The sequence below is a fragment of the Olivibacter sp. XZL3 genome (assembly GCF_004368405.1).
Classification (GTDB): domain Bacteria; phylum Bacteroidota; class Bacteroidia; order Sphingobacteriales; family Sphingobacteriaceae; genus Olivibacter.
This window is the reverse complement of record NZ_SBJH01000059.1, coordinates 53289-66007: the sequence shown is the minus strand read 5'-3', so window position 1 is coordinate 66007 and position 12719 is coordinate 53289. Positions and strand designations below refer to the sequence as shown.

At 41.2% G+C, this 12719-nt stretch carries 11 protein-coding genes; all 11 read right to left on the bottom strand.

The annotated features are described in order from the left end of the window. Positions 1 to 3: 3 nt before the first annotated feature. The 11 genes from EPX21_RS12575 to gmd are packed head-to-tail and all read right to left on the bottom strand — an operon-like array spanning position 4 to position 12703. A complete protein-coding gene (locus EPX21_RS12575; RefSeq protein WP_134090044.1) occupies positions 4 to 831 on the bottom strand; it encodes a glycosyltransferase family 2 protein in 828 nt (275 codons plus the stop codon). 60 nt (positions 832 to 891) lie between these two features. Further along, the gene (locus EPX21_RS12570) at positions 892 to 1440 is read right to left on the bottom strand and encodes a WcaF family extracellular polysaccharide biosynthesis acetyltransferase (protein WP_134090043.1); all 549 of its coding nucleotides are present in this window, start codon (positions 1438 to 1440) and stop codon (positions 892 to 894) included. Further along, a complete protein-coding gene (locus tag EPX21_RS12565) occupies positions 1433 to 2638 on the bottom strand; it encodes a glycosyltransferase (protein WP_240768676.1) in 1206 nt (401 codons plus the stop codon). The genes EPX21_RS12570 and EPX21_RS12565 overlap by 8 nt, the downstream gene beginning before the upstream one ends. Further along, entirely contained in the window at positions 2626 to 3756 is a 1131-nt protein-coding gene (locus EPX21_RS12560; protein ID WP_134090042.1) for a glycosyltransferase family 4 protein, read from the bottom strand. The genes EPX21_RS12565 and EPX21_RS12560 overlap by 13 nt, the downstream gene beginning before the upstream one ends. A 5-nt stretch (positions 3757 to 3761) precedes the next feature. Further along, positions 3762 to 4739: a glycosyltransferase family 1 protein gene (locus EPX21_RS12555; RefSeq protein ID WP_134090041.1), complete on the bottom strand. Its 978-nt coding sequence runs from the start codon at positions 4737 to 4739 to the stop codon at positions 3762 to 3764. Beyond that, positions 4736 to 6169 (bottom strand): hypothetical protein, encoded by a 1434-nt coding sequence (locus tag EPX21_RS12550; RefSeq protein ID WP_134090040.1) that lies wholly within the window; start codon positions 6167 to 6169, stop codon positions 4736 to 4738. Before EPX21_RS12550 ends, EPX21_RS12555 begins: the two co-directional genes overlap by 4 nt. 13 nt (positions 6170 to 6182) lie before the next feature. Then, on the bottom strand, positions 6183 to 7337 hold the full coding sequence (locus tag EPX21_RS12545) for a glycosyltransferase family 4 protein (RefSeq protein WP_134090039.1): 1155 nt from the start codon (positions 7335 to 7337) through the stop codon (positions 6183 to 6185). Position 7338: 1 nt separating this feature from the next. Continuing rightward, the gene (locus tag EPX21_RS12540; protein WP_134090038.1) at positions 7339 to 8082 is read right to left on the bottom strand and encodes a hypothetical protein; all 744 of its coding nucleotides are present in this window, start codon (positions 8080 to 8082) and stop codon (positions 7339 to 7341) included. After that, complete coding sequence (locus tag EPX21_RS12535; protein WP_206106059.1) at positions 8072 to 9637, bottom strand: hypothetical protein; 1566 nt, start codon at positions 9635 to 9637, stop codon at positions 8072 to 8074. Before EPX21_RS12535 ends, EPX21_RS12540 begins: the two co-directional genes overlap by 11 nt. Positions 9638 to 9644: 7 nt before the next feature. Next, entirely contained in the window at positions 9645 to 11564 is a 1920-nt protein-coding gene (locus tag EPX21_RS12530) for a hypothetical protein (protein WP_134090037.1), read from the bottom strand. 38 nt (positions 11565 to 11602) lie between these two features. Beyond that, positions 11603 to 12703 carry a GDP-mannose 4,6-dehydratase gene (gene gmd / locus EPX21_RS12525; RefSeq protein ID WP_134090036.1) on the bottom strand — a complete coding sequence of 367 codons (1101 nt, stop codon included), beginning with the start codon at positions 12701 to 12703 and terminating at the stop codon, positions 11603 to 11605. Positions 12704 to 12719 lie beyond the last annotated feature (16 nt).

Here is a 12719-nt window from a genome sequence, read left to right as displayed (position 1 = left end):
CGCCTATTTGGAACGTTGTTTACTGATCAACTCTTTTGTCTTCAAAACAATAAAATACTCGTAGATAGACTGCAAGGTTGCATAAGTAAGCCCTGCCCTCCTATCTAAAATGGCTCTTCGCCAAAACATCATATAGAGCCACTTTATCAATGGCCTACCTGGTATTTTATAATACAAACCTTTCTGGTGATAGCGCTTCTCATTAAAATCTTTACTGAAAAGCGCTTTCTTCCAGGAAAAATGTAGCTGCTGTTCATGTTCTTCCATCCACCTTTTGGCTTCCATGCTAGAGTAAACGTTATGCTTGTCTAACCAATGCTGATATCCCTTAGAAAAAGGGTAATGATCAAAATAACTTTGTAAATCGACCACCTGGCCGTTTACCTCCATGACCTCGTTTATTTCTCGATGGTAGCCTGCATAGCCACGCCTAACAAGCCTAATATAAAAAGGTGAAATTTGCGCATGCTTAAGCCAGGTTTTTCCAAGAAAATCCCGCCTGCGTATCCGAAAGCCCTTTACCTCTTCCGGGCATGTTCTCAACTTCACCTCTATCTCCACTTTTAATGCTTCCGGTATACGCTCGTCTGCATCCAAGATAAAAAGCCAATCGTATTTAAAGGACGGTATCGTCATCGCCGCATTTCTTTGGGAGGCATAACCATCAAATTTGCGTTGTATCACTTGCGCGCCTGCTGCTTTTGCAATCTCCACAGTACGGTCTTCGCTAAAAGAATCGAACACATGAATATCATCGCACCAAGCTACCGAAGCTAAGCAGCCGGGTAAATCTTGTTCTTCGTTCTTTGTTAAAATTAATACCGAGACCATTTCTTTAAGTAATAAGTTGTAAGTTATACGTAATGCATAAACTATCTTCCATTTGCTTTTTTAATCGCCGCTCATCATTCGCTCTTTTAGCGGTTTACAAGGATGCCCGGCACATACCATCCATGCAGGCATATCCTTTGTAACTACCGAACGTGCACCAATTACGGCGCCTTCTCCAATGGTTATCCCCGGATGAACGAAACAATCGGCAGCTACCCAAGCCTTATCCTTTATGGTAATCGGCAGTGTGTATAAAGGGTGTCCGGCCTTGGTATAGTCATGGGTGCCCGTACAGATATAAGTGCCTTGTGAGATAATTGCCCGGTATCCGACAGTAATCAAGCCTTGCGAATATAATTCGACTCCCGAGGCGATGCCACATTCATCTCCTAATACTAAGTTCCATGGTGCCCATATTTTTACCCCGGGATATACATGCACTCCTTTCCCTACCTGCGCACCGAAGCAACGTAGGATAAACGCTCTATATGCGTGAAAAGGCCGCGGGGAAAACTTAAATAAGATCAGATAGACCAAGTTCCAGAGCAAGCGCTTTAAACGATTTGCCAGGGAAAAGGAAGCACCTGTATATGTATCCTGATTATGCATTCGCCACCTCCCTACGGATTGTATCCCCCATATTCACAGCTGCCTTCTCTACAGTAAAATATTTCTCATAGGCACTGTAAGCCCGCGTAGTCAGGAATGACTTGCCGGCCAGATCCATCAGTATCCATTCCTTCAATAGGGTAACAATGCCATCCAGCGTATCCTTGTCAATAATTCCGGCGCCTTCACTTTTTATCTCTCGCCAAATGTTCACCTTGTCGGTAATCAATACAGGCTTTTCGCATGCCAATGCTTCTACTACGGATATACCAAAATTTTCCTGATGGCTCGGCAATATAAAGACTTCGCAATAATGAAAAGCGGCCCATTTCAGATCGCCTGAGAGCATACCTGGAAATACAATGGACGCATGGCTGGCAGCGAGTTCTATCATCTGCTTTCCAAATACGGTATCCAGCCCAGGCCCGGCAATAACCAGGGCAGGTATTTTATGCTGGCCTTCGATTGTCTTCGCTACTGATTTATATGCTTTAATTAACAGGTCGACTCCTTTTTTTTCATGGATCCGGCTAAGAAATAACAGATAAGGTCGGTCAGCCACTTCTCCGAGCCTCTCTTTTAAAGCAGCGTGCATTTCTGGTGTCCGGGCTTTTGGCTTTCGGATACCATAGCCCACATTCAGTTCCTTTTTTGGATGGTAGGCGCTGAAGGTTGTTCGTGCCAACAGTAATTCTTCTTCGCAGGTAAAAAGCACCCCATCCACACCATTCACCACTTTTGATTCGATAAGTTTCCAGTAGAGATTATTTCGCAAAGCTTTCAGTTTACGCCCTTCTGCTTTCTGAAAATAAGGATCGAGCATGCCATGCGGCATAATAAATACTTTAGGGACGGCACTACCCGCTTTTCTTAGCACCTTTACTGCTTTAAATGCAGCATAGCTATGATACAACCATAAGCCATGGATAATCACCGCATCATACTTACTCAGGTTATCTGTTAGCCATCCAAGCAGTTTGCTATTGTAAGCCCAGGGGCCCCTGCTATTGCCCAGTGCATAAATAGTGAAAGGATCATTTCCCAGGTACGCTGCTGACGGATCATCTAAGGACACTACGTCATTTTCAATACCGTGCGACTGCAGAGCAGGCACAGAATTTCGAATACCTTGGCATGGGCCGCCATGCGTAGGATTCATACTTGATATGACACGTAGAATTTTCATTATCTTTTCCATGGTGCTATTGGTTTTTCATTTGCAGCAGCTAAAGAATTCAAAATCTCAATAAAATATGCACTCATGGCACTTCCGGAAATACTTTTTTCAGCCCATATTCGTAAATCTCTTCTATGCGCCGCAGACGGCTTTCCTTTTTGAATTAACTTGTTAAGTACGTTACTCATATGCTTGGGCTCAATATCCTTTAGTACTTCACCCTGCAGCGTACTATTGATCAAAGTACTTGCCCCGCAATTCCTACTGACCAAGGCAGGCAATCCCTCACATAAGCTTTCGCTAATTACGGCCCCCCAGCCGTCCCGTCTGCTCGGCAAGATAAAAAGGTCATAAGAACTCATAATTGAACGAATTCTCTCATTAGTTTCAAAAGGAAGCAGCCGGACTTTTCCCTTAAGCTCCCTAAGGCCTGGAATACTTCTTCTCTCCAGGTCTTGAGGAGTTCTTAAGCAATATAAGTCGGCTAAAAAAGCAGTTGTATGAAGCTTACATAAAGCTTCGATAAGCAGATCATATCCCTTCCTTTGAATTAAAGAACCAACAAATAAGATTTTAAACGGGTCGTTTTGGTTTGCATCTTGAAAAAGTAAAGTTGTTTTGGATAAAGGGACAGTGTAGGCCCAGTCAAAAACACAATCTGACTTATATCCCCAATTCAAGAATTGAGATTTAGCCTGTTCACCTATGGCTAACACCAACCTGATACTTTTACCATATATGAACCTATGATAGTAACCCCTTATATTCCTAAGCAATCCTTTCCTGCCACGCAAATCGAGCGACTCGGACAATATCCCTATCCGGCACTTCAATCTGACAGAATACTTAAAAGCTTTATGCACATTGGAAAAAGCAGCGATGCCGGAAAATATATGGAGACAATCTGAGCCACAATTTTTATTAATTAGGTCTTTCCAATCAATCTGATCATCGAATCTAATCAACGTAATACGACTGTGTAAGGTGGGTTCGGTCCATCCCATTCCCTTTCTAAATTCAGAGAGAGATTCCCCCACTATAAGGAAAACAGAAAGATTCGGTTCATCTGCCAGGGCGTTCAGAAAAGGGGCTTGATGAATGCTTACTATGTTCTGCCAAAAGAATATCATTTTCTGCATAACTATTATTGGCTTAACTCTTTGTATAAGGACAAATATTTGCCGGCGATCAACGTTGGATCGAATCTTAATACGTTTTCTTTTCCCTTTTTGATAAGTTTCTCCCTCAATGCGGTATCTTCGCTTACTAAATCAATAGCCTCCCTTATCTTCTTGCTATCATAAGGGTCTACCAATACACATGAATCACCTGCGACTTCCGGCATTGAAGAAAGATTACTGGTAATTACGACACGTCCAACTTGATTTGCTTCAAGAATAGGAACTCCAAACCCTTCATATTCAGAAGCAAAAAAAACAATATCCGACTTTTTATAACACTCGTATACTTCAGTACGGCTAATATTAGAATACCATTCATAAGGTATTTTATTCGCCTTTAACAGGTTTTCCAATTCAGAGTCGTGCTTCCTTATAAGTAAAAGTCTATACTTGCTGTTCTGCACTGCTGTAATTAATCGATGGATATTTTTATTATTGCCGCTTCCGATTTGCAAAATTACAGGCTCCTTCGCTTCGAATTCTTTCTCGTGATAAGCGAAATCCTGAGGAGCGGGATTAGGGATCACTTTAATTTTACATTCAGGTATACCGCAGGTATTTACAATTCTTCCTTTTGTAAATGAAGATATGGTCGTAATTAATCGAACCTTTTTGCAGGGTAAATAAAGCCAAAGTATCTTGAAGATATATTTTTTAACGCCCTTAAGGTCCCGCTCAAGATGGCCAATATCATGAATGGTCAACACAGTCTTATTTCCGCTTAAAAACAGAGCAAGCATATGTATATCTCCGGTAATATGATTAATATCACCTTGAAACTGCCTCGCTTTAAAAAAACTATACAAACGCTTCCATTTGTTAGTAGTATCGTACCTATTGATCTCCACTTTATCCGCTAACGCAGTCATAACGATCTCAAAGACCCCCTCAATGCTATGGGCATTTTTCATCTTAGGCCTAAAAAAGTAGGTAATATTCATTGATTTGAAGTTGATAACCGAAATCTATTTTTAATTGATAGCGCTCTTACAATAGCGTCCCAAACTCTAATGAAAATGCAAATCACTATCATCGCAATTGGCGCTTGAAAAATATTTGCAATACATTTATCCATGGATATCTCAATATATTGGGATAAGGAAAAGACACTTACTAAACCATAAAGTGCTATGATTGGACACCTAAAATTAATGGTAAAAAAAGCCGTTATGACGTCCCATACCTTAAATAAAATCCAGTACATCAGTAAGCAGATCAATGCGCCATAGTAGCCCCACTCAACTTTACTAAACATCAAGATAGTATCGGCAGTGTCTGTACTTACGCCTAATTTCCTTTCGATCAAAATTTGAGATCCTGTAAGAGACTTTTCCGGATAAATAAAACGTGGGATAGAAATTGAAATGGCACTGGCGGTTAAACTTCCATATTCAGCATCTACGTTTGGCTGAAAAGCACGTACTAAGGATTGAATAACCGCGGTAGATCGGGAACCAACAGCATCTGCTGCTGTTGAGTTTGCAGCGTCATACTGAGAATCAACATATTCAATCATTAGGGAGAGATTTTCGAACAAGGATTTTTGTTCAAGCTCTGAGCCATAATGTCTTACCCCCGACCGATAAATGTTTACCACCGGAAAGACTACTGAAATAATTACTAACAAGACACAACAGCCAACTATCACTTTTCCCCACGAGAAGGTTAACTTAAAAAAACTATAGTAGACAATAGCTAGGAATAACAAGTCACCTAATGCTCTAGTCCTGCTTCCTAAAAACGATAACAGAATGTAGCCCGCTAATAAAAAGTATTCACTCTTAAGTAACTTCCCAGCTTCCTTCCATTTGATAAGTAAATAGAAAAAAAACAGCGTATTAATAAATTGAAAAAAAGACTTGAAAATACTTTTAAAAATTCCTGATTCATAACTTACATTCTGCTGTGATGCTTCCCTAAAGTCGTTGTAACTTAAATTAATCGTTGCTGCGGTGGCCTTTAGCGTTAAACCATAATCTATCCAACCTATAACTAAAAAAATCGAAAACAATAATAGCGCAGAATGGGGTATTTGGATAGTTCGAGAAAAAGCTCGGATAAAAAGAGTCAGATTTATCAGATTAGGTATTTTCGAATACGTCGAATTACTCCAAATAATGTTTAAAATTAATAGTGTATAAGCATAAACGCTATAGAAAAAGTAAACATCAAATTGTAAACCAACATCCTCAATAAAATATGTTAATTCATAGTCTGAACTCGAAGATGTAATAGGTATTATACAATAGTAAAGAGATGAAAAGACCGTTAGCAAATCAAACGCATTTAGATCTCTTCTACAAAGGATCTTATTCAAAGGATACCACACCGGTATGATAGCTAGAAAAGCCAAAATTTTCAGGGTAATCATCGTATTCCAGATATTAGCATATCACTTCGAGCCATTTACTCTTAAAGCTTTCATAATTTAACCCAAGCTCATATATGGACTTACTTGCATTTTTTCCGTGGATGTTTATTAAGGCCGGGTTGTCTATATATTTTTGGCAACAGTCCCGAATGGAAGCTGCTGTCATATCTTTACAGATAAGACCATCTTTCCCGTGCCTAATCAGCTCAGGCATTCCCCCCGAATCAAAAATAATGTTGGGAACCCCATGAATTTTTGCTTCAACCAGGACATTCCCCAGCGGTTCTTCTTTGATAGAGGGGGTAACTAACACATCAATTGCCTCAAAATAAGAATCTATATCTTCTATTTGACCGAGAAATGTTATACGTCCACCAGAATTACTGTTCTTAGTTTTCTCTAATAATTTATTTGAAAATTCAGCATTATATTGCAGATCACCAGCAAGGAGAAAATAAACATCCGGGTATTGGTCTACTATCATAATTGCTGCGTCTATGAATTCCTCAACTCCCTTAATTTGGATAATTTGTCCTAAATATCCAAAGGTGAGGCCTTCTCGGCGCTTTGCTCTCAATCCGGAGAAATCGTTTCCGGCTCTTATGGGTGGATAGTTGTAAATCACTTTATCTTTTTTGTTTATCCCCCGGCCAGCTTCTATTAATTTAGTGTGAATGAACTGTGAAATGCAAACAAAACGATCCGTCATTTTTACAATAAACTTACGCCAGAAAAACGCAAAGGCTTTCCAACCCATAGTAGGCTTATCACCTAACCGGTATATTATTTTTACACGGGAAAACAAAAATGTGGGAATCAGATTTACGAACATGAAATCGTTTCCGATCAATATGTAATCCGGGCGAAACTTCCGAAGGTGCCAGCTAAATGAAATATTATGGACAACAACCTTCGTGAGATATTTAAGAACCTTCAAGAGTGTAAAGGGCTTCCGCATATCGCTCCAATCAGGAAAGCGTATACCTATATATCTTATCGACTGATTATCAAAAACCGCTCTCGCTCCGGGAGCCAGACCGTCTTTATTATTTAATACTAACAAATCGTAGCCTTCCTGTTGCAGCAACGAATACACCTGGACATTTGAACGTTCATGTCCGTAGTATACCTTATTGCCAAATACGCATAGAATTTTCTTCTTCTCCATATCAGTCTCCGCTTTTAGCAACTTTTCTAAGAAATATCGTGTTTTTTATCTCGCTAACCACCGTCATATTCTTATCAATTACACAGTTTGATAATGTAGTCCGATAACCTACCACACAGGAATCATTTATCCTTACACCTTTCAAAACGGAGGCCTCACGACCTATCCAGCAATCACTACCGATACTGACGGGCGATGTTTTCGGTCTTTCCGTTTCCATTCCAAACCTCGGAAAATGCTTAACAGTCAATTCCCGTCGTTTTTCATCGCTATAGATATTGTGCGTGTTGGTATCCCAGATTACGCAGTTGTAAGAGATTTGATTAAAATCGCCTATACTCACCTGCTCATCGCACCTGATTTCAGAATTTTCATTAATGTTATTGTATTCGCCGATCTCCAAAACCCCGCCAAAACGGACCAGCAATTTATTTCTAAGTCTATTATGCGACCCAATAGTGAGATCCCCATCATTTATATTCCACAATAGTTTTGATCTGGAGGGACCAATTATAAAATTAAAATCATTTATCCTTACCACCCCATTAACATTTAGTCGCAGATTCTGAATGCTGCAATTGTTGCCAATCAACAGTTTACTGCCCGGAGCAACAGTAATGTGACTATTGGTGATCAAAGTATTGTTCCCAACTGAAAAATTGCCCCCTTTACCGACACCAACGACTGACCGAGTGCCCAGATAGCTAAACTTCAGATTAGCTAATTTTCGAATTTTACCGAACATTTCCAGATAATTTAAGCCGTGTAAATAATTTGGACCTTACGCTATTAAATAGCTTAGCAATAAGCTGTTTTTCATTTCTGCTTAACGTTAAGAAGTATGAAAGACCTAAATACGTGGTAATGCACGAACCAAAAACAACCAATAATCTCGTCAGTGTTTCGTCCATAACAACAACAATATAGTTACCTACAAATACTGTTACAACGGCGGGCACCAGTAAGGGTAGCACGGCTTCCTTAAAGAACCGCATCTTAGAGAGCCCAATTATCTTTTCTAATACAATGACACGGCAAATACCCGCAAGAAATTCCAGCACTACGTAAGCCCACATCACGTATTCGAGGTTCCGACGGAAATTCAGCATCAGTATAGCGCACGGAACTATCAGCAATTTTATAAGGCCTACTGTGAGCATGTAAATCTTTATCTTCCCGCTTGCCTGAGCCGCGGAATCTAATCCTATAGTTGCTTGGTTAACCATTACTGCAATCAGCACCAGAGAACAGAACAGCACCGCATTATCCGGAACATTCCCTAACCAGAGCGCAAGAATTTTTGGCATTTCTAACAGACTTGGAATACCAACGAAGGCTAAGAGAACGAATCCAAATTTGCTGGCCGTTATAGATAGCCGGATCATCCTCGAACGATCATTACTTCCTTCACTTTTCATTATCTGCGGATTGATTGCCCGCAACATAGTGGAGGAGAAAAAATTCAGCTGACCTGAAACCTGGTTCGCAATACCGTAGGAAGCATTTATAGCGGCGCCAAACCGTGTGTTCAAAACAACCGCCAAACCTTGCGTTTTTCCGATTCCACACAAGGCACCCACTAAGTTCCATCCCGCAAATGAACTCAGGCTTTTAAGAACCTCTTTTTCGACCTTACTTTTATTTAAGGGAAAGATGGAGCACTCTTCATATTTAAGAAAACAAAAGCTTGCATACAAAATAAGCGTAATGATACTAATTCCGGCAGTTAACAGTCCGTACAAAACTAATTTATCGACGGAAACGACAATAAAAAGAAGTAACGCAATGCCTAGCTTCAATAAAGTTTCAACGATATTGACGATGGCTATCCATAGCATGTTTTCATGCGCTACCAAACTACCATTGAAAGGAACGGCTAATATTGTAAAGAATACGGTTCCTCCCATAAAGTGGTAAATAATTCTGGCTTCTGCTGTTCGATCAGTTGGAATGTTAAGCGCGCCATCAAAAAGGAAAAATCCCATGATCTCTAATACCAAAACTATCAGAAGCCCTAACATGACGTGAAGCGCCAAGGAGTTGAAAAAAACCTTTTTCTGCATAGGAAGATCATTTTTCCCTTGATAGAAGGATAAATATCGCTGCGTTGAAGTTGCCATAGCTGAATTAAGAAATGACAACATTAAAATCAGGCCGGATACGAGATTGAAAATTCCGTAATCAACACTTCCTAAAGCATTCAGTACAAGGCGCGTTGAATACAGGGTAATTCCCATAGTGATCACCATACGGGCATATAGAACAAATGTATTTGCAACAACGCGTTTACCAGGGTTCATCTTACTATTACAAATTTTTGATTAAGGGATAGTTGCCTTTAAAATCGACCTTGATCGAAGTGGCTGACCCTTTGATTTCCAAAGTGGAATTGACCAGAGTTATGGGGTTACTTTCAATAATTCCCCATTCGCGATAGGGTTTCTCTTCCAGATCATTAACTGTGAAACGAGGAATAGCATTTGACAAGCCATCATCGTCAATAGGCAGGCCTTTATTAAATTTCATGTCTAACTTATTTCCCGCTAAAGACCGGTAAACTACATGTCCCAAATCACGTTCATACAGAAACTTCGAATTTACAAGCCGCTTTTGGAAGGTCGGAAAATCACCTGTAGCCGCTTCGTCGCTGACTTCGAATATGAAACCTCCCTTATGGTCATCACTTCTGAGAACCCGGAATCCATCTAAACCCCATCCGCCTTTACTTTCTTCCCACGTATAATTTTTTAATGGACGAATGCCTATGTAGACATCCTTAGCTCTTATGAAAATCCATCCACCTGACTCGGTAATTTCATCTACAGAGTCAGGGATGCGGACCATATTTCTACCCAATAAGGCATCGCCTCTCTGATCTCGCCAAGCCCAAACTTTTGGAGACGGTTTCCCCGCCCAGGGGTCTTTTTTTGGAATATCAAATAATACGATAGCTGCATTTTCATAATGCCCTATCTGCTGAAAAGGTGAACTATTACCCTTATACCAGGTGTCCGGATCGCGACTTGAATCGGATCCACCGCCGTACCAATACGGCGACATTATACTGATGTAATTAAACCGGTGATCACTATGCCACGCTAAACTGAACGTATTGATATTAAAATCTGCGTAATCGCCCCCGGGATACCATCTCAGATTTGCTGTTCCCAAACAGTAAAGAGGACTACGGAATACTTTGCCTAAAAGCATGTGCTTTCGTGCACGTGGGCCACCGTACTGACCGAAGGAACACGTGGAGAATAAGGAAGTAGAATTTTTGCCCTTACCCGAAGCAATGGTGAAGAACTCTTTCGGAGGATCTATGTTAGACAGTGCTGCATAAATCGTATACGTGCTTTCTTGCTGCTTCTCGAACAAATCGGATGTCACATATCTGTTTTTAGCCCCCCATCCCCATAAGAGCCAGTTATAGATCGATGTGGCGGCAATGAACTCGATATCTGGGCTAGCGGGTCTGAAATCTTGCTGCGTATTCATCCTGCAATAAGGAGCGCTTATGAGACCTTCAAAATTGTTCAAAGAAAGTAATGACCATTTATATAACAGGTAGGCGTGGGCCAGATCCTTAATCTCCTGGTCCGCTGCCAATTCATAAAGGAAAAGTACAGGAACGTCCATCACGACTTCGTATGTGGTGGACAGATATTCAGCATAACCTTTCGCATATACGTTCTTTATGGTCTTTCGTAATCTCTCTTTCATGTCCCGCCGCAATGCCGAACTGCTCATTCCGTTTTTCCACCTCGCATTTGGCAATTCCTGCGCAAATAAATAGGCACTGCACCACATTATCAATGCCTGATTTTCGGTACCATGACCTAAGAAGCCTTCTCCTTTTCCTTCTTTATCGCCTACCTTCGCCAACCGTTCTAAGTGGTGTTGAATTACCTCGACTTGATCGGCGCTAAAACTTAATCTATAGCGGGAAATTGCAAGCGCTATGCCTGGAAAATCGAAAAGCGACTGTCCTTTATGACCTAAGGCATTGGTAATGTAGTTGATTGCAATACTGTCTTTAGGATTGTTGTACAGGCGTGCAAGAGCGCGCGGCAAGCCATGTTTACCGCTCCCGTTTACATGGATATCAGCAAGACTAGATAAAAGCCATTTCTTCCTTTCTACGTAGTCTTCGAATGACTGTGCGGCTGCGCAGTGGCATACAAAAAAAATGACTCCGAAGAAAAAGCTATACCTGATTACTGACATTTTCGGAAATTATTAAGTCCTGGCAGAAGCGCATTTATCTACCCTGCCAAATGTTCCCACTGCGTTTTATTATCTTTTTTAAATATTTCCACATCGCATGCCACCATCTCTTTACAGAGTGCCGCTAAATCGTATTCAGGCTCCCAGCCTAATTTGGTCTTGGATTTAGTAGGGTCCCCGATCAATAGCTCCACCTCGGTAGGACGGAAATAGGCAGGATCTACGGACACGACTTCTTGGCCAACGCGCAAATTCTCAAACTCCGGATTGGAAACGGATTTGATAAAGCCTTTTTCCTCTACACCTTCGCCTCTAAATTCAATTTCCGCGCCGACCTCCGCAAAAGCCATCTTCACAAAATCGCGGACGGGCGTTGTGATCCCGGTTGCAATCACGTAGTCTTCTGCCTGCTCTTGTTGCAATATAAGCCACATCGCTTTTACATAATCCTTGGCATGCCCCCAATCCCGTCTAGCCTCCAAGTTTCCTAAAAACATCTTTTCCTGCAAGCCCAAGGCAATCGCTGCGACCGCCCGTGTGATTTTTCTAGTCACAAAGGTCTCCCCGCGTAAAGGGCTTTCATGGTTGAAGAGAATACCATTGCAGGCGTACATATTATAAGCTTCCCGGTAGTTCACCGTAATCCAGTAAGCATATAACTTCGCAACTGCATAGGGACTACGTGGGTAAAAAGGAGTGGTTTCGCTTTGTGGTACCGCCTGTACCAAACCGTATAATTCGGAGGTAGAGGCTTGATAAATCCGCGTTTTTTTCTCCATGCCTAAAATGCGGATCGCTTCCAACAGACGTAACGTGCCGATGCCATCCGCATTGGCAGTATACTCTGGCGTGTCGAAACTCACCTTTACGTGGCTCATAGCCGCTAAATTATAGATTTCATCCGGCTGTGTCTCCTGAATGATGCGGATTAGATTGGTGCTGTCGGTCATATCGCCATAATGTAAGCGGAAACGTACATTTTCACTGTGGGGATCTTGATAGAGATGGTCGATGCGGTCGGTGTTGATCAAGGACGAACGCCGCTTAATGCCATGGACCATATAGCCTTTCTCTAATAAAAGTTCTGCAAGATACGCTCCATCTTGCCCATTTACACCGGTTATCAATGCTGTTTTCATACGTTACATTATATAT